Origin of the sequence: Salaquimonas pukyongi, assembly GCF_001953055.1 — a bacterium.
GTDB lineage: Bacteria > Pseudomonadota > Alphaproteobacteria > Rhizobiales > Rhizobiaceae > Salaquimonas > Salaquimonas pukyongi.
Window position 1 is genome coordinate 1,163,680 of sequence record NZ_CP019044.1, and the last position, 23,239, is coordinate 1,186,918.

23 protein-coding genes, 1 tRNA gene and 1 pseudogene are annotated in these 23,239 nt (G+C 59.8%); 18 read left to right on the top strand and 7 right to left on the bottom strand.

Going from position 1 to position 23,239, the window contains the following annotated elements; translation table 11 throughout:
- Positions 1–22 precede the first annotated feature (22 nt).
- Positions 23–931 (bottom strand): metallophosphoesterase family protein, encoded by a 909-nt coding sequence (locus tag BVL55_RS05595; protein WP_075996081.1) that lies wholly within the window; start codon positions 929–931, stop codon positions 23–25.
- 338 nt (positions 932–1,269) lie between these two features.
- On the opposite strand from BVL55_RS05595, the gene glyA reads away from it, so the two are divergent.
- The 12 genes from glyA (at position 1,270) to BVL55_RS05655 (ending at position 13,382) form a co-directional block, all read left to right on the top strand.
- Positions 1,270–2,586, top strand: coding sequence for a serine hydroxymethyltransferase (glyA, locus tag BVL55_RS05600; RefSeq protein WP_075996082.1), 1,317 nt, complete (start codon positions 1,270–1,272; stop codon positions 2,584–2,586).
- A gap of 93 nt (positions 2,587–2,679) precedes the next feature.
- The gene (gene nrdR / locus BVL55_RS05605) at positions 2,680–3,138 is read left to right on the top strand and encodes a transcriptional regulator NrdR (protein WP_075996083.1); all 459 of its coding nucleotides are present in this window, start codon (positions 2,680–2,682) and stop codon (positions 3,136–3,138) included.
- 3 nt (positions 3,139–3,141) lie between these two features.
- Positions 3,142–4,335: a bifunctional diaminohydroxyphosphoribosylaminopyrimidine deaminase/5-amino-6-(5-phosphoribosylamino)uracil reductase RibD gene (gene ribD / locus BVL55_RS05610; RefSeq protein WP_205410847.1), complete on the top strand. Its 1,194-nt coding sequence runs from the start codon at positions 3,142–3,144 to the stop codon at positions 4,333–4,335.
- Between the two features lie 17 nt (positions 4,336–4,352).
- Positions 4,353–4,961, top strand: coding sequence for a riboflavin synthase (locus BVL55_RS05615; protein WP_075996084.1), 609 nt, complete (start codon positions 4,353–4,355; stop codon positions 4,959–4,961).
- Positions 4,962–5,054: 93 nt separating this feature from the next.
- Positions 5,055–5,936, top strand: coding sequence for a hypothetical protein (locus BVL55_RS05620; protein ID WP_156892436.1), 882 nt, complete (start codon positions 5,055–5,057; stop codon positions 5,934–5,936).
- Between the two features lie 155 nt (positions 5,937–6,091).
- Positions 6,092–6,550 carry a 6,7-dimethyl-8-ribityllumazine synthase gene (locus tag BVL55_RS05625; RefSeq protein ID WP_075996086.1) on the top strand — a complete coding sequence of 153 codons (459 nt, stop codon included), beginning with the start codon at positions 6,092–6,094 and terminating at the stop codon, positions 6,548–6,550.
- On the top strand, positions 6,543–7,067 hold the full coding sequence (gene nusB / locus BVL55_RS05630) for a transcription antitermination factor NusB (protein ID WP_075996087.1): 525 nt from the start codon (positions 6,543–6,545) through the stop codon (positions 7,065–7,067). Before BVL55_RS05625 ends, nusB begins: the two co-directional genes overlap by 8 nt.
- A gap of 30 nt (positions 7,068–7,097) precedes the next feature.
- Positions 7,098–8,090 carry a thiamine-phosphate kinase gene (gene thiL, locus BVL55_RS05635; RefSeq protein ID WP_162841457.1) on the top strand — a complete coding sequence of 331 codons (993 nt, stop codon included), beginning with the start codon at positions 7,098–7,100 and terminating at the stop codon, positions 8,088–8,090.
- An 11-nt stretch (positions 8,091–8,101) separates the two neighbouring features.
- Complete coding sequence (locus BVL55_RS05640; protein ID WP_075996089.1) at positions 8,102–9,319, top strand: MFS transporter; 1,218 nt, start codon at positions 8,102–8,104, stop codon at positions 9,317–9,319.
- A gap of 14 nt (positions 9,320–9,333) precedes the next feature.
- Positions 9,334–10,305, top strand: a complete 972-nt coding sequence (locus BVL55_RS05645) for a TIGR00341 family protein (protein ID WP_075996090.1) — start codon at positions 9,334–9,336, stop codon at positions 10,303–10,305.
- 109 nt (positions 10,306–10,414) lie between these two features.
- Complete coding sequence (locus BVL55_RS05650; protein ID WP_075996091.1) at positions 10,415–10,981, top strand: OmpA family protein; 567 nt, start codon at positions 10,415–10,417, stop codon at positions 10,979–10,981.
- A 256-nt stretch (positions 10,982–11,237) separates the two neighbouring features.
- Positions 11,238–13,382, top strand: coding sequence for a sodium-translocating pyrophosphatase (locus BVL55_RS05655; RefSeq protein WP_075996092.1), 2,145 nt, complete (start codon positions 11,238–11,240; stop codon positions 13,380–13,382).
- Positions 13,383–13,867: 485 nt separating this feature from the next.
- On the opposite strand, the gene BVL55_RS05665 is transcribed toward BVL55_RS05655, so the two are convergent.
- Entirely contained in the window at positions 13,868–14,386 is a 519-nt protein-coding gene (locus BVL55_RS05665) for an outer membrane protein assembly factor BamE (protein ID WP_156892437.1), read from the bottom strand.
- A 72-nt stretch (positions 14,387–14,458) separates the two neighbouring features.
- On the opposite strand from BVL55_RS05665, the gene BVL55_RS05670 reads away from it, so the two are divergent.
- The 6 genes and pseudogenes from BVL55_RS05670 to BVL55_RS05695 all read left to right on the top strand — a co-directional run bounded on the left by BVL55_RS05670 (position 14,459) and on the right by BVL55_RS05695 (position 19,282).
- Complete coding sequence (locus tag BVL55_RS05670) at positions 14,459–15,154, top strand: ubiquinol-cytochrome C chaperone family protein (RefSeq protein ID WP_083649386.1); 696 nt, start codon at positions 14,459–14,461, stop codon at positions 15,152–15,154.
- Positions 15,155–15,185: 31 nt separating this feature from the next.
- Entirely contained in the window at positions 15,186–15,743 is a 558-nt protein-coding gene (locus BVL55_RS05675) for a YceD family protein (RefSeq protein ID WP_075996094.1), read from the top strand.
- 203 nt (positions 15,744–15,946) lie between these two features.
- Positions 15,947–16,999 carry a phosphate acyltransferase PlsX gene (gene plsX, locus BVL55_RS05680; protein WP_075996095.1) on the top strand — a complete coding sequence of 351 codons (1,053 nt, stop codon included), beginning with the start codon at positions 15,947–15,949 and terminating at the stop codon, positions 16,997–16,999.
- Between the two features lie 42 nt (positions 17,000–17,041).
- Positions 17,042–18,012 (top strand): annotated as a pseudogene (locus tag BVL55_RS05685) (beta-ketoacyl-ACP synthase III).
- A gap of 173 nt (positions 18,013–18,185) precedes the next feature.
- On the top strand, positions 18,186–18,506 hold the full coding sequence (locus tag BVL55_RS05690) for an integration host factor subunit alpha (RefSeq protein WP_075996096.1): 321 nt from the start codon (positions 18,186–18,188) through the stop codon (positions 18,504–18,506).
- Between the two features lie 188 nt (positions 18,507–18,694).
- Complete coding sequence (locus BVL55_RS05695; protein ID WP_075996097.1) at positions 18,695–19,282, top strand: MerR family transcriptional regulator; 588 nt, start codon at positions 18,695–18,697, stop codon at positions 19,280–19,282.
- 79 nt (positions 19,283–19,361) lie between these two features.
- Here BVL55_RS05695 and BVL55_RS05700 read toward each other — a convergent pair whose 3' ends face one another.
- The 5 genes from BVL55_RS05700 to BVL55_RS05720 form a co-directional block, all read right to left on the bottom strand.
- Entirely contained in the window at positions 19,362–19,601 is a 240-nt protein-coding gene (locus BVL55_RS05700) for a GIY-YIG nuclease family protein (protein WP_075997940.1), read from the bottom strand.
- A gap of 110 nt (positions 19,602–19,711) precedes the next feature.
- Complete coding sequence (locus BVL55_RS05705; protein WP_075997941.1) at positions 19,712–19,951, bottom strand: GIY-YIG nuclease family protein; 240 nt, start codon at positions 19,949–19,951, stop codon at positions 19,712–19,714.
- 119 nt (positions 19,952–20,070) lie between these two features.
- Positions 20,071–20,148: transfer RNA gene (locus BVL55_RS05710), tRNA-Pro, on the bottom strand.
- Between the two features lie 87 nt (positions 20,149–20,235).
- Positions 20,236–21,591 (bottom strand): O-antigen ligase family protein, encoded by a 1,356-nt coding sequence (locus BVL55_RS05715; protein WP_244530599.1) that lies wholly within the window; start codon positions 21,589–21,591, stop codon positions 20,236–20,238.
- Positions 21,588–23,135 carry an undecaprenyl-phosphate glucose phosphotransferase gene (locus BVL55_RS05720; RefSeq protein ID WP_075996098.1) on the bottom strand — a complete coding sequence of 516 codons (1,548 nt, stop codon included), beginning with the start codon at positions 23,133–23,135 and terminating at the stop codon, positions 21,588–21,590. The genes BVL55_RS05715 and BVL55_RS05720 overlap by 4 nt, the downstream gene beginning before the upstream one ends.
- Positions 23,136–23,239 lie beyond the last annotated feature (104 nt).

Sequence of the window (23,239 nt, forward strand, 5' to 3'; positions counted from 1 at the left end):
ACAAGCCTGTCTTCAGGGCAGGCTATTCCGACAGCACGGTTTTTTCCGCCAGGGTGATTTCCTCGCCCGGGGTTCCGCTATAGGCATAGCGCTCCAGGGCGATCTGCGCGTTGCCGTGATGGCCGCTCACCGTGAAGAGATTGATGCCCGCAGGCGGCTTGCGGTGGCCGGGCCATTGATAGGCCGCGGGCACGCAGATGACCGGCACCTTGCCGTCCGGCCCCTTGAGTGAAGCCTGCGTTGCCAGATGGGTATGGCCGTGCAGGATGAGGTCGGCGCCGTGTTTGGCGATCACTTTGGTGAATTTCGACAGGCCGATCAGGCGCTTGTGGCGCGCCGTTGCCCGGGGGTAGGGCGGGTGATGGATCAGGATGACCGTGATTTGGCCTGCTGCATGTTCGGCATCCAGGATTTCCTCTAGCCCTCTGGCCTGTTTCTTCTTGAAATAGCCGGTTGCAAGAAAGGGTGCGGATGCGCGCGCCGAATTGCAGCCGATCAGCGATACCTTGCCGCGCCTGCGCACAACCGGATAATCATCCGCATTGCGGATGGTCTTGCCGTCATCGCCGCAAATCCATTCCTGCCAGGCCATCATGGCCTTGTCCCGCGCCCCGCGCACATAGGCATCATGATTACCCAGAACGACGGTGTTGTCGGCAGGCTCGCCCAGCCCGGCAAGCCAGCGTGCGGCATTCTCGAATTCCAGTTCCAGCCCCAGATTGATCAGGTCGCCGGTGATCACGGTGTGATCGGGCGCTAGCCGTTTGAGGAAGGAAACGAGTTTTGCGGTGATCTGCGGCTGGTCCACATTTCTCCGGTTGCGGCGAAAATTGACATAGCCGGTGATACGCTTTGAAAAAAGCTGGCTTCGCTTCACCTTGGGCAGGGGACCAAGATGGATGTCGGAGATATGGGCAAGGCGCAGTGTCATGGGCCCACTATGCCGGTTTGCCGCTGGCGGGCAAGGCGGGCGGGCAAGGTGGGTGGGCAAGGTTGGCGGGCTTGCAGGCTTTGGTAGCAAGTTGGGGATGAATTTTCCGGCATGAGCCCCCATCGGCGCCCCGGTTTTGCTGTCACGTCGCAAATCCCATCCAAAAACGGCGCAAAAACACGGGTGTTTTGAGCGAATGCGGCGTTTAAGCGCATTTTGTGGAAAACAGCGCCGAATACCGTCAATACCGATATGGCCATTGGTTATGAAGCCGGTTTGGTATAGCCAGTCCCCCATTGTGTCACAATCTCTGACAGCACCCGATCAGGAGCCTCCGCATGGATCAGTCCATTGAACAGAAATCTGCAGCGCTCACCGACTTCTTCAACAAGCCGCTGGAGGAGGTGGATGGGGAGATTTCCAGCGCGATTGACAAGGAACTTGGCCGCCAGCGCCACGAAATCGAGCTGATCGCCTCCGAAAACATCGTGTCGCGCGCCGTGCTGGAGGCCCAGGGCTCGATCATGACAAACAAGTATGCCGAGGGCTATCCCGGCAAACGATACTATGGCGGCTGCCAGTTCGTCGACATCGCCGAGGAACTGGCGATCGAGCGGGCAAAGAAACTGTTCGGCGCCGAGTTCGCCAATGTCCAGCCCAATTCCGGTTCGCAGATGAACCAGGCCGTCTTTCTGGCCCTGCTGCAGCCCGGCGACACCTTCATGGGGCTTGACCTTAATTCCGGTGGCCACCTGACCCACGGCTCGCCGGTCAACATGTCCGGCAAGTGGTTTAACGTCATCTCTTATGGCGTCGCCGAGGGCAGCGAACTGCTCGACATGGATGCGGTGGAAGCCAAGGCCAGGGAACACAAGCCCAAGCTGATCATTGCCGGTGGCACCGCCTATTCGCGCGTATGGGACTGGAAGCGCTTCCGTGAGATCGCCGATTCAATCGGGGCCTATCTGATGGTCGACATGGCGCATATTGCAGGTCTTGTTGCCGGCGGCGTTCATCCCTCGCCGGTGCCGCACGCTCATGTGGTGACCTCCACCACGCACAAATCCCTGCGCGGCCCGCGCGGCGGTCTGATCCTGAGCAATGACGAAGCCATTGCCAAAAAGATCAACTCCGCCGTATTTCCCGGTCTTCAGGGCGGCCCGCTGATGCATGTGATCGCCGCCAAGGCGGTGGCGTTCGGCGAGGCGCTGCAGCCGGGCTTCCAGCAGTATGCGCAAGACGTTGCCGACAACGCCAAGGCACTTGCTGAAAGCCTTACCGCCAACGGGTTGCGCATTGTCTCCGGCGGCACCGACAACCATCTCATGCTGGTCGATCTAAGGCCCAAGAATGCGACGGGAAAGCGCGCCGAGGCCGCCCTTGGCCGTGCCAACATCACCTGCAACAAGAACGGCATTCCCTTCGATCCGGAAAAACCGTTTGTTACCTCGGGCGTGCGCCTTGGCACGCCGGCCGGCACGACCCGCGGCTTCGGCAAGGCGGAATTTGCCGAAATCGGCAACTTCATCTCTGAAGTGCTGGACGGGCTGAAGGCTGCAAATTCCGACGAGGGCAATGCCGATGTGGAAGCTGCGGTACAAAAGAAAGTCATCGAACTGACAGAACGGTTCCCGATGTATGGTTATATGGGGTAAGCGAATTGGGAGTAGCCAATTGCGAATTGGGGTGGCGCTGCAGCGTTTCAAACGCTATTCGCTGTTTCGCTATCCACTACTTGCTTTGAAACCATGCGCTGTCCCTATTGCTCCTCAACTGAAAGCCAGGTGAAGGACTCCCGTCCGACGGAAGACGACACCGCAATCCGCCGCCGCCGGGTGTGCAGCGATTGCGGTGGCCGCTTCACAACCTTCGAACGCGTGCAGCTGCGTGAACTGACCGTGGCGAAAAAATCCGGCAAGCGCGTTCCTTTCGACCGTGACAAGCTCACCCGCTCGGTGCAGACGGCGCTCAGAAAGCGCGATGTGGACCCCGAACGCGTCGAGCGCATGATTACCGGCATTGTGCGCCAGCTCGAAAGCCGCGGCGAGGGCGATATCCCTTCAGGCGAAATCGGCATGCTGGTGATGGACGGGCTGAAGCAGATTGACGAAGTCGCCTATGTCCGCTTCGCCTCCGTCTACAAGGATTTCCAGAAAGCGGAGGACTTTGAAGGGTTCCTGCACGAGATAGGAAACGCGGAGGAGTAATTGGTGCTTGGCGGCTGCGTGCTGGCCGCTGCCTGTCAAACCCCTTCTGCACTCTTCCCTATCGGCCCTTCACCCGCTACCAATTCCGGCATGGATCACAACCGTATCGATCAACGCTATATGGCGGCGGCCATCCGCCTGGCGCGGCGCAATGAGGGGCTGACGGGCACCAATCCCTCGGTTGCCTGTGTACTGGTGCGCGATGACGGTGAGGGCTGGTATGTTGTTGCCAGCGCCATCACGGCCCCCGGCGGCAGGCCCCACGCAGAGCCGATTGCCCTGGCCGAAGCGGGCAGTCTGGCAAAAGGCGCCACCGCCTATGTGACGCTGGAGCCCTGTGCCCATCACGGCCGCACCCCGCCCTGTGCCCAAACGCTGATTGATGCCGGGATTGCCCGGGTGGTCACAGCGGTGGTCGATCCCGACGAGCGGGTAAACGAAAAAGGCCATGCCATGCTGCGGGCCGAAGGGATCCACGTTACCGCCGGCTGCATGGCAAAAGAGGCGGCTGAAGGCCTGGCGGCTTATCTGATTCAAAAAGCGAAAAACCGGGCGCAAGTGACTTTGAAACTTGCGGTTTCCGCCGACGGGTTCATCGGCATTGAAGGCAAGGGACAGGTTGCGATTACCGGTCCGGTTGCCCGCGCACAAAGCCATCTGATGCGCGCACGCCATCACGCCATTCTGGTCGGCGCTGCAACGGTAATCGAGGACGACCCGGAACTGACCTGCCGGCTGCCCGGCCTTCAAGGCCGCTCACCCATACGCATTGTGCTCGATCCCAATGGCCGTGTGCAGCCAGGCGCGGCAGCGATCAGAACGGCTGGCCAGGGGCGCACGATTATCGTTCTGGGTGAGGCCGTGCCGCAGGCCCACCGTCTTGCATTGCAAGCGGCGGGATGCACCATCATGCCCTGCGAGATGGAGAAGGGCCGTGTTGCCTTGCCCGAACTTCTGGAGGATATGGCAGCGGCCGGCATTCACTCGGTCCTCGTTGAGGGCGGCGCAAAAACCGCTGCTGCTTTTCTGCAGGAAGGCCTGGTTGATCAGGTGATGCTGTTTAACGGTGCCGGCAAAATCGGCGGCACGGGCAAACCGGTCACATCGCCGGTGGGAGAGCGGCAATTGGCGGCCTTCGAAAAACGCGAAACACTCACCCTTGGCGAGGATACGCTGACGCGGTACACGGCACGCTGAACGAAAGGTAACCCATCATGTTCACCGGTATCGTTACCGAAATTGGCACGCTTGACGCGATTACGCAGCGCGATGGCGGCAAGGCATTCCGCATTCGTTCGGCGTATGACTATGCGACGGTCGACATTGGCGCATCGATCGCCCATGCCGGCGTCTGCCTGACCGTCACTGCCAAGGGGGATGGCAAAAACGGCGGATGGCATGAGGTTGAGGTCTGGGAAGAGGCGCTGCGGCTGACAACGCTGGGCGGCTGGAAAACGGGTGAGCGCATGAACCTGGAACGCTCGCTGAAAATGGGGGATGAACTGGGCGGCCATATGGTTTCAGGCCATGTGGACGGCCTGGCGCGGATTGTCTCGGTGACCCGGGAAGGGGAGGCGGCCCGTTTTACGCTCGAAGCGCCTGAAGCCCTGGCAAGGTTCATCGCGCCCAAGGGTTCGGTTGCCCTCGATGGCACTTCGCTTACCGTTAACGGCGTTAGCGGCAATCGTTTCGATGTGCTGCTGATCGCCCATACGCTGGAAGTAACCACCTGGGGCAAACGAAGGGAAGGCGACAGCCTCAATCTGGAAGTTGACCAGATGGCCCGCTATGCCGCCCGTCTGCTGGAGCAGCGCGAAAGCTGAACAGCTTATGCCATGTTCCGGTCAAGGTTCCCCGGTATGGCGCTTCCTGCCGCAGGCCGGGCATGGCTTGCAGAATCTGAAGGGTGCCGCACTTTGACTGAGCTTGCAGGAAAACCGATTGCCATTGCCGGCCTGGTGGCCGGTGCGATCCTGCTTGCCTCATGCCAGTCGGCCGATGTGCTCGAATCGGCATCAACATCGTCTGAAAGCGAGCTTGAAACTTCCATCGCGCCGCAACCGCAAACGGTTGCCCGTCCTGACAGCCTGCAGGCAATGGCGGCGCAGGAGCCCCCGGCAAATACCGCGCTGCCGGGCGTTGATACCCCCGCTGCACCCCGGCCGGATACCCTGAGCGCTACCACGCAATCCGCGCCTGCGCTGGCAGCCCTTGATCCTGCTGCGGTGCGCCCGTCATCCGATGCACTGGAGCCCTCTTTGGAAGGTGGCCTTGCGCCCGCTGCGCAATCACCGAAAAAGACCTATCTTATCAACGGCCTGTTAAGTGCAGTGCCCTTCATTGGCTACGGTTTTCGCAACCTGAAAAAGAAGATGCCGCAGGCAAAAATCTACTCCTATATGGGCATTGTCGAGGGCCCTGCCATTATCGCTCCCAAGGTGATTGCCGATGCAGAGGCGGCCTGGCGGCAGAATCCCGACACCATGATCAATCTGATCGGGATTTCGCTCGGCGCCGACCTTGTCACGGTGATTGCCGGCGAACTCGACAAGAAAGGTGTGCCGGTCAATTATCTGGGCATTGTGGACGGTACACATTTGCAGCCGGTTCCCGATAATGTGCGCAAGGCCGACAATCTGACCTGTTCCTACATCGACTGCACCCGCGCCCGGGTCAGGATGGCCAAGGGCAACACCTCGACGATTTTTGAGCGCAAGGTCTACAAGTCTTCGCACATCCCCCTTGGCGACAACGATCAGTTGCATGCAAGGGTGATCGCCCAATCCAACAGCCGTTGAACGCCGGTTGGGTTTCTGCGGCTCGAACCGTTGCCATGCGCGCCGTGCACACCAGTCGAGCAGGACTTTCCCCTTGCCAAAGCGGGCGCTGCGTGGTTTCTCCCGGCCAATCGAATTCGCCGCCCCTGCCGGCGATCCAGTGACGGAAATCCGCAATGCCTGACAAGCTGAATCTCCTGATCGTCGAGGCGCGTTTTTACGACGATCTTTCCAACGCCTTGCTGAAAGGTGCGCAGGCGGCAATCGAAGCTGCCGGCGCGAGCTGTGATGTCGTCACCGTGCCCGGTGCACTGGAAATTCCGGCCGCCGTCGCCTTTGCGGCCAAGGCCGCCAAGAATGGCGGCAAGGCCTATGATGGCTATGTGGCGCTCGGCGTCGTCATTCGCGGAGAGACCCATCATTTCGACATCGTGGCAAACGAATCTGCCCGTGCCCTGATGGACCTGTCGGTCAAAAAGCGCCTTGCGCTCGGCAATGGCATCATGACCACCGAAAACGCCGAACAGGCATGGGAACGCTGTGATCCGGCCCGTCTCGACAAGGGCGGTTTTGCGGCCCGTGCGGCCCTTGCCATGATCGAGTTGAAAAACAGGCTGGGCAGCGGCAATGGCTGAACCGGCACCACAGCTTTCCAAGGCCGCCAACAAGCGGGGCGTTGCGCGCCTTGCGGCCGTGCAGGCGCTTTACCAGATGGATCTGACTTCGGCCCGGCTGATGGACGTGGTTGCCGAGTTCGAGAATTTCCGCCTTGGCAAGGAAGTCGATCCCGGCGAAAGCCCAGAGATCTATCGCGAGGCCGACCCGCAATGGTTCCGTGCCGTGCTGTCGGGTGTACTGGCAGAGCAGCGGCAAATCGATCCGGTTATCGCCAAAAACCTGCCGCCGGACTGGCCGCTTGCCCGCATTGAAACCCTGCTCAGGGCGGTGCTGAGGGCAGGGGCCTGGGAACTGATTGCCCGCAAGGATGTTCCGGCCAAAGTCGTCATCAACGAATATGTCGATGTGGCACGCGCCTTTTTCGAGGAAGACGAGCACAAACTGGTCAACGGCGTACTCGACCGTATCGCCCGGACCAGCCGTGATGAACTGCTTGCCGAACCGGTTTCCGGATCGCCGCAGGATGGCGAATAGGCGGCGCAAAAACTGCAGCGGGGTGATGGTGTGCCGGTTGGTGAAACGCAGCTGATCCAGAAATACCTGGCGCCGCTCGCAGCGCCCGGCGGGCTGGGCCTGACCGACGACACCGCCTGCCTGACACCGTCCCCCGGCATGGAACTGGTTTTCACCACCGATGCCATCGTCGAGAACACCCATTTCCTGCCGGGCGATCCTCCGGCCGATATTGCGGCCAAGGCCATTGCCGTCAACCTGTCCGATCTGACCGCAAAGGGCGCTGCCCCCCTTGGCTATCTCGTGGCGCTGGTCCTGCCTGAAAGCCCGTGCGAGGACTGGTTTGCGGGTTTTGCCAAGGGGCTTTCAAGCCGCGCTCACGGAAAAATCCTCGGCGGTGATCTGGCCGTGGGCGGCGATGTGGTGTCGGTAACGGTGACCGCCATTGGCGAAGTGCCCCATGGAAAAATGGTAAAACGCAGCGGCGCACGAACCGGCGACCGGCTGTTCGTATCCGGTCCCATTGGTACCAAGGCTGCCGGGCTCAAGGCATTAACCGATAAAGCATGGACAAAGGCTGCCGGAGGCGATGACCTGGCCGAATTGATCGCAGAATACCGCGCCCCCACAACGCCCTTCAACGACATTTATGCGAGGACCATCCGCGATCACGCCTCAGCATCCATGGACGTTTCAGACGGGCTGCTCATCGATCTAGAGCGCCTGTGCGCTGCCAGCGGCGTTGGCGCGCGCGTTGAAGCAGAAGCGGTGCCGCTGCATCGGAACGTACGCCGTCTTGTCGAGGCTGGTGCCTTCACCCGTGAGCAGGCCTTTATCGGTGGCGATGACTATGTCTGCCTCTTCACCGTGCCGCAAAACAAGGCTGAAATGCTTGCCAATGCCGGTGGCATTGCCCGTTGTTACCCGGTTGGCGAGATCGTGCCGCAGGCGGAGGGCGTGCAAGTGATTGATGCGGCGGGAAAGCCCATGGCATTTGGCCGCCGGCATGGGTATGACCATTTCTCGGCGGATTCTCGGGAGTAAGGCACGTGGACATGGCGGTCATCGAGGCGGAAGCTCGCGAAAACGCGGTTGCCCGCAAGAATGCAATCCTTCTGGCGGCGTGCCAGTCGGTCAATGGTGCTGCCGCGCCGCTTTCCATCGCCCTTGGCGGGGTAGTGGGCAGCTACCTGCTGGCAGCCGACAAGTCCCTGGCGACCGCACCGGTAACCGGCTTTACGGTTGGCGCTGCGATCATGTCGCTTCCTGCGGCGATTCTGATGCGCAACATCGGCAGGCGGAACGGGTTTCGCATTGGCGCGCTGGTTGGTGCCGCCGGGATGCTGCTTGCTGTCCAGGCCATCCGCATGCAGTCCTTCTGGCTGTTTGCCTTTGCCCTGCTACTTGCCGGTGCTTCCAATGCCTTTGTTCAGCAATACCGTTTTGCCGCCGCCGACCGCGGGACGGCGGAATACAAGCCCAAGGCGATTTCCATCGTTCTGATCGGCGGCATCGCGGCGGCGATCATCGGTCCGCAGATGATCCTGCATTTCAAGGACTATTTGCAGCCAATACCGTTCGCTGGTGCGTTTTTGTGGGGCACCGGGCTGTTTTTGGCCAGTATTTTGATCATCCAGTTCATGGCGCCCGGCCATCCGCCGAAATCGGCGGAGGAACTGGCCAACAAGCCGCAGCGCCCGCTGCTGGAAATCATGGCCCAGCCGCGTTTCATCGTGGCGGTTATGTGCGGTACGTCAGCCTATGCGCTGATGTCCTACGTCATGACGGCTGCCCCCCTTGCGATGATTGCCTGCGGCTTTGATATCAATGATGCGACCTGGGGCATCCAGTGGCATGTGATGGCCATGTTTGCGCCAAGCTTCGTTACCGGCCACCTGATCGCCCGCTTCGGCAAGGAGCGCATCGTGGCCATCGGTCTTTTCATTCTCGTCGCCTGTGCCATTGTGGCGCTCAACGGCATTTCGCTTGCCCATTTCTATCTTGCGCTCATCCTGCTTGGCGTTGGCTGGAACTTCGGTTTTATCGGCGCGACCGCCATGATTACCGACACCTATGAACCGCACGAAAAAAACAAGGCACAGGGCGCCAACGATCTTGTGCTGTTCGGAACGGTTGCCCTGGCAAGCCTGATGTCGGGTATCTCGCTGAACAACATGGGATGGGATTTCATCAACTGGATCGTGTTCCCGATTGTTGCCCTCTGCCTTGTCAGCCTCTGGTGGCTGAAGGGTAGGGGCAAGGCCACGGCATAAAGGCGCAAGCTGCGATGGCCTATCATTCTGTCCAGGTTACGGTTCCCAAAAAGTCGGTCGATGACGTTCTCAAACGCTCCGAGCGCAAGGGCGTTTCAGTCAGCGGCATCTCCGCCGTCAAGGGGCCTGCCCGCACAATAACCTTTCTGACAGCCCCCGACGCCCAGCAGTCCCTGCTGGACGATCTTCAGACTGCTTGCAACAAGCTCGACGATTGGCAGATTGCCATCATGCCGGTCGATGCTGTGGTGATGAAGTCGGGCAAGCAGTCCGATGGCGACAATGCGCAAAGCCGGGAAGAGCTGCTCGACGAAATCTCCCGCGGTGCGCGCCTGAATCCCACCTATTTCGCACTCGTGTTCGTATCCGCCATTGTCGCCGGGCTCGGCATGATCGCAAACAACGTCGCGGCCATCATCGGCGCCATGGTGATCGCGCCGCTGCTTGGCCCGGTACTTGCCTCCATTCTCGGCGTTTCGCTGGGGGACAGAAAGCTGATCGCCAAGGCTGCGCTCGCCAGTGCCAGCGGCATCGCGCTTGCCATTGCCACCGGCGCGGTGATGGGGCTGCTGCTTCATCCCGATCTTGGCCAGCCGGAACTGGCCCGCCGCGGCGCGGTCGGTTTTGAGGATATGGCGCTGGCATTGGCCGCCGGTATTGCCGCCGCCTTGTCGATCACCGCCGGCGTTTCGGCAGCTCTGGTCGGGGTCATGGTGGCGGTGGCCCTGCTGCCGCCGGCAGCGGCCATCGGCATTTTTGCCGGCAATGGCGATCTGCCGCTGGCATTGGGGGCGGCGCTGCTGCTTGCAGTCAATCTGAGCGCACTGTTTCTTTCAGGCCAGATCGTTTTCCTGGTGCGCGGCATCAAACCCAGAACCTGGTACATGCGCAAGAAGGCGGAGCAGTCCTTCAAGGTCAGCCTGCTTGCATGGAGCGTCCTGATGCTTGTCCTGCTGACGCTCATCTGGTTCGAATTCAAGGCCTGATACCCCGGCAAAATCGGCGTTACGCCTGAACGGGCCGTTCAGTACCCGTTCAGCCTGCCGGTTTCATGATGTCCCGGAAAGCAAACCCGTTTGCCACGAGGAGACCATCATGCTCACACGACGTTATCTTGTTCTGTCATCGGCAGCTGCAGCATTTGCTGCCGCTGTGCCCGGCACGGCCTTTGCCCAGCATGCCCCGACCGCCGACCAGATTGAGCGCTCGCTGTCTGCTGCTCCGCGCAAGCGCCTGCGCCGTCAGGACCGTGTTGAACGCCGCGAACTCAAGCGCCGCCGCGATTTGCGCATCGCAGCGCCTTCCATCGATATCCAGGCGATCAATTTCGAGTTCGGTTCCGCCCGCATCCCCCGTGAAGAGCGCTGGAAGGTTGAGGAAATCGCGATTGCCATGCGGCGTATCCTGCGGCGCAACCGGGATGAAATCTTTCTGATCGAAGGCCACACCGATGCCGTAGGGTCGCGCTATTCAAACCAGCTGTTGTCGGAACGCCGGGCAGCCAGCCTCAGGCGGGTGCTGGTACGCCGCTTCGGCATCGATCCCTACGCGCTGGAAACCATCGGTTATGGCGAAGACTACCTGCTCGTTCCCACCTCCGCGCCTGAATGGCGCAACCGCAGGGTTACCCTGCGCCGGGTTACCGATTTCGTGATCCGCTGATCGTCCACAGGTAAACCGGCCCCTTCCAAAGGCTACCCCTCAAAGCCTTGCAAACCGCGAATTTTCGGTTAAAACGCGCGCTGACGCAGCCGGTTTGTCCAAAACCGGCTGCTGATCTATGGGGAAAGGCCGCCCGAACCCGAAGCAAGTCCCGAAGCATGTCGGGAAGCACGTCCCGGGCAAGCGGGGAAAGCGGCTTTTCAGCCCTGTTGGAATGACCTTTCTTTCGGGGAAAAGAACAAGAGGATTCTCGACCATGACTGCTGTTTATCTGGCAATCGCCGCTGGCGTATTGTCCATTGTTTACGGCATCTGGGCTACCATGTCGGTAATGAGTGCCGACGCCGGTAATAGCCGGATGCAGGAAATCGCTGGTTACATCCAGGAAGGCGCACAAGCCTACCTGACCCGCCAGTACATGACCATTGCCATTGTCGGCATCGTCGTCTTCGCCATCGTAGCCTGGCTGCTTGGTATTCTGACCGCCATCGGCTTTGCAATCGGCGCCATTTTGTCGGGCATTGCCGGTTTCATCGGCATGCTGGTTTCGGTCCGTGCCAATGTGCGCACCGCCCAGGCCGCATCCCAGAGCCTTGGCGCAGGACTTGATGTCGCCTTCAAGGCGGGCGCGGTAACGGGCCTGCTGGTTGCCGGTCTCGCCCTGCTGGGCGTTGCCGTATACTTCTGGTACCTGACCGGTCCTGCAGGCTTTGCGCCTACTGACCGCACGGTGATCGATGCCATGGTGGCACTGGGTTTCGGCGCTTCGCTGATCTCGATCTTTGCCCGTCTGGGCGGCGGTATCTTCACCAAGGGTGCAGATGTCGGCGGCGACCTGGTCGGCAAGGTTGAGGCCGGTATTCCCGAGGATGACCCGCGCAACCCGGCCACCATCGCCGACAATGTGGGCGACAACGTTGGCGATTGCGCCGGCATGGCCGCCGACCTCTTCGAAACCTATGCGGTGACCGTGGTTGCCACCATGGTGCTGGCATCGATCTTCTTCACCGGTGAAGCAGCCAACATGCTGATGGTCTTCCCGCTGATGATCGGCGCAGTTTGCGTTGTCACGTCCATCATCGGAACCTTCTTTGTCCGCCTGGGCTCCAACAACTCCATCATGGGTGCCCTTTACAAGGGCTTTATTGCCACCGCTGTTCTGTCAGCCGTCGCGCTGGTGGGCATTGTCTGGCTGTGGCTCGGCATGGATACCCAGTTCACCGCAGGAACCGGCGAGGACGCTCGCACCTTCCTCGGCCGTCACCTGATGTATTGCGGCTTTATCGGCCTCATCATCACCGGCCTGATCATCTGGATCACCGAATACTATACCGGTGTTGGCTACCGCCCGGTCCGTTCGATCTCACAGGCTTCTGTGACCGGCCACGGCACGAACGTCATTCAGGGTCTGGCCGTATCGCTTGAATCAACCGCGCTGCCTGCGCTGGTTGTGATCGCCGGTATCATCGCCACCTATGCACTGGCCGGCCTGTTCGGCATCGCCATTGCGGTTGCCACCATGCTGGCACTGGCCGGTTTCGTGGTTGCGCTCGATGCCTTTGGCCCGGTAACCGACAACGCCGGCGGCATCGCCGAAATGTCGGAACTGCCGGCTGAAGTGCGCGTCACCACCGATGCGCTGGATGCCGTGGGCAACACCACCAAGGCGGTTACCAAGGGCTATGCCATCGGTTCGGCCGGTCTTGGCGCGCTGGTGCTGTTTGCTGCCTATACCGAAGACCTGAAATTCTTCGCGTCCCAGGCAACAGCCGGTTCCTTCTTCGAAGGCGTTTCCGTCGACTTCTCGCTGTCCAACCCCTATGTGGTGGTCGGTCTGCTGTTCGGCGGTCTGCTGCCTTATCTTTTCGGCGGCATCTCCATGACGGCAGTTGGCCGTGCAGGCGGTGCGGTTGTTGAGGAAGTGCGCAGGCAGTTCAAGGAAAAGCCGGGCATCATGAAAGGCACCGAAAAGCCGGATTACGGCCGTGCCGTCGATATGCTCACAAAAGCGGCCATCCGCGAAATGATCGTACCGTCCATGCTGCCGGTGCTGTCGCCGATTGTCTGCTTCTACGTGATCTACTGGATCACCGGCTCGAAGGCGGACGCCTTTGCTGCGCTGGGCGCCATGCTGCTCGGCGTGATCGTAACCGGGTTTTTCGTGGCCGTTTCCATGACCGCCGGTGGCGGTGCTTGGGACAACGCCAAGAAATCCTTCGAGGACGGTTTCATCGACAAGGACGGCGTAAAGCATGAAAAGGGCGGCGAAGCCCACAAGGCTTCGGTAACCGGCGATACCGTCGGCGATCCCTACAAGGATACCGCCGGGCCTGCCGTCAACCCGATGATCAAGATCACCAACATCGTGGCGCTGCTGCTGCTGGCGGTTCTTGCACACTAGGGCAATTCAGGTTTCGCCGGAATTGGTGAAACCTGGATGCGCAAACAAATCTGCAGGTTAAACCGCCGTCGCGTTTCCTGCGAAACGTGAAACGATCAGATTGGTATTGATCGCAAGAAACGAAAAAACCCCGCCGGACGCTGTTCCGGCGGGGTTTTTGTTACAATGTACAAAGAGGCTAGAGCGTGTCCGGTTTAAATTAAAGCAGTTTGCATGGATGGATTTTTCGTTTCCGGCAAGCAGAACACCGCAGCGCGGTGCCTTGCCACCTTGCGAGGGTTTCGACGAAGCCAAGGTGGAAAAGACACCACAGCCGGTGCAATACCATGTTGAATGCCTTTTGTTCTGCAATCGTCTGAACCTGGTTCCCGGGCCTTCGGACCGCGTTGCAAAACGCTGACAGTGCCTGCCCTGCGCCGCATTTTCCTCCTTGCCGAAGACCAAACGCCCGGCGCTCAAACGATTCCATTCAAGCCGGACACGCTCTAGAAATTGTCACTGGGCTCGCCGACCGCCGGTGGTGCCGCAGTGATGCCTTTTTTGCTGGGTGAAAGAATTCGGCCCAGCAGTGTCTGTTCCTTGCCGCCCGTCGGGGTGGTCCGGGAGATGAAGTCGAACACCTTGCCGTCCTTCAGCCCGTAATCGGCCACCTGAACGACGATGCCTTCTTCATCGAAATAGATTGCCAGCACCCGCTGGTCGACCAGTTTGAACTTCTGGAACGCCAGTTTGCGCTGCCGCTTCTGGGTGATGTAGTAAAACACCTCATTGTCGAAGGTGCCGGTCGTCGACGGTGAGCCGAGAGCAAGCAAAACCTGTTCGCGGCTTGAGCCCACAGGCACCAGCGCGATTTCTTCCTCGCCGATGACAGGGCCGTTGGTAACCACATCCGCCGTGTTGCAGGCACCGAGCATCAAGGTTGCTGCCAGGGCCATGGCAGCGCAACCGCTGCGCACCACGTTCGATCTGTTTGCCGGTCGGTTGATCATATTGTTTGAAAGCATTGAAATTCGTGCCTGCCGCCTTACAAGGGCTGTCGCTACGCCAATAGGGTGTCCGAATTGTGGACGCAGTACATGAGGCGGCGAAAAAGTTCAACCGGGCTTGTTGATGGGCAGCAAGCTGCCGGCAATTTCGATCCTGTCCGTGAATTCATGACCTGGAGCGACAAACAAGGTGGCGGATGCATGATCCTGAACTCGTTCAACAAAAGCCAGCCCCCAGAGGTGCCGCAGATGCTCTATTCGGCAGTCGTTGAGCAGGCCCGGCAACCGGCCTTCTTTCTTCATCATGGCTTTGCCGACACGGTGACGGGACGCTTCGACTGCCTGGCGCTGCATCTGTACCTTTTCACCCGCCGGCTGGTGGCTGACCCCCATCCGCTTGCTGCAAGCCTCAATCAGGAAGTCTTTGACCACTTCGTGCGCGACACCGATCGTGCCCTGCGTGAACTGGGGGTTGGAGACACCAGTGTGGCAAAGCGCAACAAGAAGCTGTTGCGCGGGTTTTACGCCATGGTCGACGAACTTGGCGCGCCGCTCGGTAATGGCGATGAGACCCTGCTGGCAGAAACGCTCGCTGCACGCTTCAAAGAACACGAGGGAGATCAGGCAACGTTCGATGCATCCGTCATTGCCCGCTACACCCTGGACTGCGCAGAGCATCTGCAGGCGCAGGACATGGAGGCCATTCTCGCCGGGCGGTTGACCTGGCCCGATGTGCCGCCACGCAAGGGCCGACACGCAAGAAATGACCGTACCACAAGGCGCTGATATTGCTGCGGCCGGCTGAGGGAGACTGGAGATGACTGTAAAAAAAGCGGGGCCGGCGCCTTCCATGCCCGTTCAGGTGAACGTACTGCCCTCAAAAGGCATGAGCATACCGGTTAGCGCAAATGAAGCCGAACGGGCCTGGCTGGCGCAGCAGGCGGGGGTGGAAAGCGTTGAAACCTTCAGGGCGGACTTGACGCTCAAGCGCTGGCAGCGCGACGGCGTGAAACTGTCGGGAAACCTCCGCGCGGACCTCACACAGGCCTGCATCGTCACCCTGGAGCCGGTGGCAGGGCATGCCGAGGAGACGATTGAACGCACTTTCGTGCCGCCGGATTCAAGGCTGGCAAAACCACGGCTCAACAGCGACGGGGAATGGCTGCTCGATGCCGAGGGCGCCGACCCGCCCGATGTACTGGAAGCCGATACACTGGAGATCTGGGGCGTGCTGCTTGAGCATTTCCTGCTGGCCATCGACCCGTTTCCCCGGGCACCGGGCGCCGTCTTCAACGAGGCCGAAAACCCGCAAGCAGAAGATGACAGGCCGCCTTCGCCCTTCGCGGTGCTGAACAAGCTCAAGCGGCCGGACTGAACCACAAATCTGACTGGGCAGGAAAATCTGCTTACGCCGTTCAGCCGGGCCTGCCCTCCTGCAAGGGGTAGCGAAGAGATCGCCATCCCAAGCTTGATCCCCCTGTGCCAAACGGCTAATGGCTATGGCCCGCGTCTTTTCGGCCGTTCGTTTCCGGCTTTCGTGGCGCTGGGCATCAATTGGGAACTCTCGGTAGAGCCAGAATGCCAGATACGGACATCATATCGCTCGATGCTATGGGCGGCGATTTCGGGACGTCCGTCTCGATTGCCGGTGCGGCCCTGGCTCTGGAGCGCCGACCGCAGCTCTCCTTTCTGCTGCATGGCGATGAAAGTGCCATCAAGGGGGAACTGGCGGGATTTCCGGCTCTGGCGAAGAAATCCGGGATCGTGCCCGCCGAAGTTCACGTTGCCATGGACGACAAGCCATCAAAGGCGCTGCGTGCCGGGCGCTGGAAATCGGGCATGTGGCGGTCCGTTGAATCCGTCAAGAATGGTGATGCCGCCGTGTGTATTTCTGCCGGCAACACCGGCGCGCTGATGGCCATGGCGCGGTTTTGCCTGCGCACCATGCCGGGAATTGACCGTCCTGCCATGGCGGCGTTGTGGCCGACCATGAAGGGCGAAAGCGTGGTCCTGGACGTTGGCGCCAATGTTGGCGCCGATGCCGGCCAGCTGGTCGACTTTGCCCTGATGGGCTCGGCGATGGCGCGCGCGCTGTATGACCTTGATCGCCCGACCGTCGGTCTGCTCAACATCGGCGTCGAAGAGGTCAAGGGGCAGGAAGATGTGCGCGAGGCCGGCCAGCGCCTGCGCGAGGCGGAACTTGAAAACCTGCACTATCACGGCTTTGTCGAAGGCGACGACCTCGGCAAGGGAACGGTCGACGTGGTGGTCACGGAGGGATTTGCAGGTAATATTGCGCTGAAGACCGCCGAGGGCACGGCCAAGCAGATCGCCTCCTATCTGCGCTCGGCAATGGGCCGCACCATCATGGCCCGCATCGGTTATTTCTTCGCCCGCAACGCGTTTGAACAGTTGCGTGAGAAGATGGATCCCAGGAAGGTCAACGGCGCCGTCTTTCTGGGGTTGAACGGCGTGGTGATCAAAAGCCATGGCGGCACGGATGCGGAAGGGTTTGCCGCCGCCGTGGAGATGGGACATGACATGGTGGCAAACGCAATAATGGACAAGATCGCGACGGACCTTCGCAGCATCAAGGAAGTGCCGGAAATGTCGAAAAGCGCTGAAACCTAATTCAATATTTCGTGGGTTCCGACCCTGGGCAGGCAGAGTTACATGATACGATCAGCGATCATCGGGTGCGGTTCCTACTCCCCTCAAAAGGTGATGAAAAACACCGATCTTGAAGGGGTTGTGGAAACCAGCGATGAATGGATTGTCCAGCGCACGGGCATTCGCCAGCGCCACATCGTTTCAGAGGGGGAAACCACTGCCGACATCGGCGAGAAAGCAGCCCGCGCGGCGCTGGCGGATGCCGGTGTTGCAGTCGACGATCTCGACATGATCATTCTGGCCACCTCCACGCCCAACAATACCTTTCCGGCAACCGCCGTCGAAATACAGGAACGGCTCGGCATGCGGCACGGCGCGGCATTCGATTCCCAGGCCGTCTGTTCCGGCTTCATCTTTGCACTGACAACCGCAGACCAGTACATCCGTACCGGCTTTGCAAAAACCATACTGGTAATCGGCGCAGAAACCTTCTCGCGCATTCTGGACTGGACCGACCGCACCACCTGCGTATTGTTTGGCGATGGCGCCGGTGCCGTTGTCGTCACAGCGGTGGAGGGCGAGGGCACGCCGCAGGACCGGGGCATTTTGTCCTCGCATCTGCGCTCCGACGGCTCCCACAAGGACAAGCTGTATGTCGATGGCGGTCCTTCCACCACCGGGACGGTTGGCCATCTGCGCATGGAGGGCCGGGAGGTCTTCCGCCACGCCGTCGGCATGATCACCGATGTGATCGAGGCTGCCTATGATGCAACCGGCATGACATCGGATGACATCGACTGGTTCATTCCCCATCAGGCCAACAAGCGCATCATCGATGCCTCGGCCAAAAAGCTCAACATCGCGCCCGAAAAGGTGGTGATCACCGTCGACCATCACGGCAACACCTCTGCTGCTTCCATCCCCTCGCGCTGTGCGAGGCGGTCCGTGACGGCCGGGTGAAACGGGGCGACGTGCTGCTGCTGGAAGCGATGGGAGGTGGCTTTACCTGGGGTAGCGTTCTGCTTCGCTGGTGATGTCAGATGAATGACGCTGGGTAAGGGTATTGTTCAATCTTCCCGGTAACTTGCTTGTAAAAGAGAACAAAAAAACCTAGTCTTGGCGAAATTCTTTCCAGCGCGCGCCGCAAGTGGGAACAAATCAACGGTTTGCCGCGCTAGTGAACGTTTCTTGAAACGGTAGGATTGCTATGGGGGGAAAGACACTTACCCGTGTGGATTTGGCAGAGGCTGTCTACCGCAAGGTTGGCCTTTCGCGGACGGAGTCCGCCGATCTGGTCGAAAGCGTTCTGGCGGCGATTTCCGATTGCGCCGTCAATGGGGAAACCGTCAAGCTTTCCTCCTTCGGGTCCTTTGTGGTGCGCAGCAAGAACGAGCGCATTGGCCGCAATCCGAAAACCGGCGAAGAGGTTCCCATCAAACCGCGGCGCGTCATGGTCTTCAAACCCTCCAACAAGCTTCGCGATGTGGTGCTGAAGGGCAATTCAGGCCGCGCGGGTGGCGAAGAGTAGGGCGCTGTAACCGTCAGGGCCCCGGCAGAAGCCGTTCTTGCCGCAGCTGGCATTCCCTTCTTTGTTTTAACGGCCATTGTCTTCCATTGGTGTGAATTTCACCGTCTCCGTCAGGTGCCTTCGGCAAAATCCTGTGCTATGATTCGCTTCCGGGCGGCAGGTTGAACAGGGTTCGACGGGAGTGAGGATTGGAAAAAAGCCCAGACGCGTTCCGCACCATCAGCGAGGCTGCGGACGACCTTAACCTTCCCCAGCATGTCCTGCGTTTTTGGGAAACCCGGTTTTCCCAGATAAAACCGATGAAACGCGGCGGCGGAAGACGCTACTACCGCCCCGACGACATCGATTTGCTGCGCGGCATCCGGCATCTTCTATACGAGGAAGGGTACACCATTCGCGGTGTGCAGCGCATCCTGCGCGAGCAGGGCAACCGGTTTGTCATCGGCATTGGCAGCGGCGAGATCGATATCGGCGATCCCGCAGCTTTGCTGGCGGCAACCAGCAGCAACGAAGCTGCCGCGCCCGTCCCCGAACCGCAAGTTGAGGCCGACGCCCCGCGGCAGGCAGCCGTGACGGTTGGCGAGTTGACCGGGCGCAAGGGACAGAAATCCGGCAAGGGGCTGCTTGGCCGCCTGCGCGGCAGCAGCGAGGAAGCCGGTGAAATGGCCGCAGAACTTGGCAGCGGCCTGTCGGTGGAAGACCGCCGCAATCTGCAGACCACCCTGTATGAGCTGCTGGAATGCAAACGCCTTCTCGATCAGGTCCGCTCGGACTGAAGTTGTCTGGTTTGAAACTCGCAGGATTGGCCTTCGGCCAATCACGCCGAAGCAGGTTGCCGGCTTCGCCGGAAACGCTCTAGAAGTGCCTTTTTGCAAATGCGCGGCCCGAACCTGTTTTCAGATAAGCCTCGAATTTGTCGGCTTTGGCAGGCTCGCTGAAGGCAACATATCCGCGCAATTCCCAAGGAAGATATTTGCGCGTGTGTTCAGAGTGCCCTGCATTGTGCGCGTTGAAACGCTTTTTGAGATCACGCGTACTGCCAACATAGTATCGGCTTGGATTGACTTTGCTTTGAAGCATATAGACATACTTCATGAAGTCCGCCTCCGCTGAAGCTGCGGCGTGACATCCGCCTTCGCGGTGTTCGGAGGATTGGCCTTCGGCCAATCACGCCGAAGCAGGTTGCCGGCTTCGCCGGAAACGCTCTAGAAGTGCCTTTTTGCAAATGCGCGGCCCGAACCTGTTTTCAGATAAGCCTCGAATTTGTCGGCTTTGGCAGGCTCGCTGAAGGCAACATATCCGCGCAATTCCCAAGGAAGATATTTGCGCGTGTGTTCAGAGTGCCCTGCATTGTGCGCGTTGAAACGCTTTTTGAGATCACGCGTACTGCCAACATAGTATCGGCTTGGATTGACTTTGCTTTGAAGCATATAGGCATACTTCATGAAGTCCGCCTCCGCTGAAGCTGCGGCGTGACATCCGCCTTCGCGGTGTTCGGAGGATTGGCCTTCGGCCAATCACGCCGAAGCAGGTTGCCGGCTTCGCCGGAAACCGCGAAGGCGGATGGTCGGAGCGAGTGGATTCGAACCACCGACCTCCCGTCCCCCAGACGGGTGCGCTAACCGGGCTGCGCTACGCTCCGACAAATGGTTGTAAAACCAGCCCCTCTATAGGCAAGCGGCAGTTCCAATTCAACCGTAAACAGAGGCTGCTGCGCATTCAGTGCCATTCATGCTTCCAGCAGCGAATTTCGTGCTGTTGGCGCTGCGTTGAGCCGGGCCTCGGTACGGGCAACAGAACTGCCGGGCATGTTTTCTCGGACGCTCATCTGCCGCGCATTGGTGTTTTGCCGGCTTTTTTCAAGCGCCATGCAGCCCCAGATAATGCCGATCAGCAGATAGAAATGGCGCCAGTGGTCGGTATCGATCACATTTCCGATCAACACATGGCCGAAAAAGACCACATAGGCGATCTGCAGATAGGGAAGCCAGGGGCGCTGGCGGAAAAGCAGCTTGAAGCCGCCAACAAGTGTCCACACCATGACCGCCACCCAAGTGACAAACCCGATCCACCCATGGGCCATCAGGGCCTTGACCAGGTTGTTGTGGGTATCCTCGCCAAAGATGTAGCCGAATTCCAGCGGCCCGATCCCCAGCGGCTTGCTGAGCGCCAGTTCAAAGCCCAGCAGATGGCGGGCAAACCGGCCAATGCGGCCTCCGTCATAATCCTGCACGGCCTTTGCCCGTTCGGCAAACAGCTTCGACACCTCATCGAACTGGAGTGCAACCAGCAGCAGCAGCATGATGGCGACAATGCCGGCAACCCCGATAACGATGTATTTCAGGCGGGTTCGCGCTTTTTGTTCATTGATGATCAGCAGCAGGTAGAAAAGCCCGCCGGAGACGACCGAAAGTCCCCAGGCGGCGCGCGAGAAGGCCAGAAAAAGCCCCAGCAGCAAAATGGCGAGCAAGCCGGCCCGCAATGGCAACAGGGTAGGGGAGCGGTTTACCACTCCGTAGATCAGGTAGAGGATCGGGGTGACCAGAAACGGGGCAAAGACGTTGGGATCCTGAAAGGCGCCCATGGCCCGTTCATAACGGGTGAAAATCTCGAACCCGCCGACGTTGAAATATCCGATAATGCCCAGAAGCGACGTGATCGTGGCAGCCACGATATAGGCACGGAATATCAGCCGCAGCCGCCCCATGTCCTGACGGATGACGATGGCAAAGAACACCGAGGTCAGCGCAAGAAAATAGGATATCGCCACATAGATCAGGCCGCGGGTGTATTCCTCCATGGTGAGGGAGGAAATCACACCGCCGAAATTGAACAGGGTGAACAAGAACAGCAATGGCGCGATCTCGCGCGGAATGCGCATGCCGCAGATGAACCACACGCCGAGCAGGGCGGCCAGAAACAGTTCATAAGGTGCCGGCTCGAAGATGACGAAGCCGCCAAGAAACACCGCAAAGGCAATGGCCCCGTTGGCGAGCATCTGGCCCGCGGCAGCGTTGGCCGCCCGCTGATCGCTGGCAGCAAGCGGTGCAGAGGCGGCAAAAAAGGGCGCGCTGGCGGTGGTCAATAGGCGTTTTCCGTGTTCAGCAGCTTCAGCGGCGTTAAGAACAGGATTTGCAGATCAAGCATCAGCGACCAGTTTTCGATATAGTACAGATCGCAATTGACCCGCTGTTTGATCTTTTCTTCATCATCCACTTCGCCGCGCCAGCCGTTGATCTGGGCCCAGCCGGTAACCCCGGGCTTCACCTTGTGACGGGCAAAATACCCGTCCACCACCTCGTCCCAAAGACGGTTGGCGGTGTGCGCGTTGACGGCATGCGGGCGTGGCCCCACCAGCGACAGGCCACCCTGCAGCACGTTGAAAAGCTGCGGCAATTCATCGATCGAGGTCTTGCGGATGAAGCGGCCGACCCGGGTGACCCTGGGATCGCCCTTGGTGACTACCTTTTTGGCATCAGGGTCCGACATCTCGTGATACATGGAGCGGAATTTGAGTACATCCACCACCTGATTGTTGAAGCCGTACCGCTTCTGGCGGAACAGCACAGGCCCCTTGCTCTCCAGCTTGATTGCAACCGCGGTTACCAGCATCACCGGGCTCAGCAACACCAGGGCAAGACTGGCAAAGAACAGATCGAAGATGCGCTTGCTGACGGCATCCCAATTGGCGATCGGCTTTTCGAAAATGTCGAGAAAGGGAACAGATCCCTCATAGCTGTAGGAGCGCGGGCGGAAGCGCAGCTTGTTGGTATGGGCCGACAGGCGGATGTCTACCGGCAGGACCCACAGGCGTTTCAACAGCTGGAGCACCCGTTTTTCAGCGCTCAGCGGCAGGGTAACGATCAGCATGTCGATGCGCGCCATACGGCCGAATTCAACCAGTTCGGCGACGGTGCCGAGCTTGGGATAGCCAACCACAACGGGCGGTGACCGGTCGCCGGAGCGGTCATCGAAAATGCCGCATACGCGGATGTCGGAACTGTGCTGGGCTTCCAGTGTGCGGATCAGTTCAGCTGCCGGCTCTCCTCCGCCGACAATGACCGCCCTGCGCTCAAGGCGGCCATCGCTCATCAGGCGGTGGGCATAATAGGTCAGCCAGAGGCGGAAAAAGACAAGAAATGCGCCACCGGCAACCAGCCACGAACCGAACCAGACGCGGGAATATTCATCGCTCATCTTGGCAAAAAAGCCGAGTGCTGCCAGCAGCAGCATGGCAAAACCAAAGCCCGCAATCACCTTCGATATCTGCGAAACGGGGCTGCGGAACGTATCCATCTGATAGCCGTCGATTGCCTGAATGCCGGCAACGGTCAGAAATGCGCCAAGAACGGAGGCGGCAAGATAGAGCCCGCCCTGATAGGCTTGCGGCCCCACATAGAGCATGTAAATCAGCAGGGAAATTCCGCTCAGCGCCAGAAATTCCGTTATCCGGGCAAGGCCTGCAATGAAACCCGGCGCCACCACATTGGAGGAAAACTGCTCTGCAACCTGTTTTGCCAGCTCGTTAAGCTCGATCTTCCGGGCATCGTCGATGCTGGCGTCGTTGGCAGCCTCGCGAACCTTGCGGGCCGAGAAAATCTGCTTGGCGTCTGTTGTTTCGGTTGCCATGGCTTCCCCGTTTGGCTGGGCTCTCGCAGGACGGCCGGTTGCAACGCCGTTTCCTGTTTTCAAGCGTGAATGACCAATGGGAAATTGTTAGACGAAATTGCCTA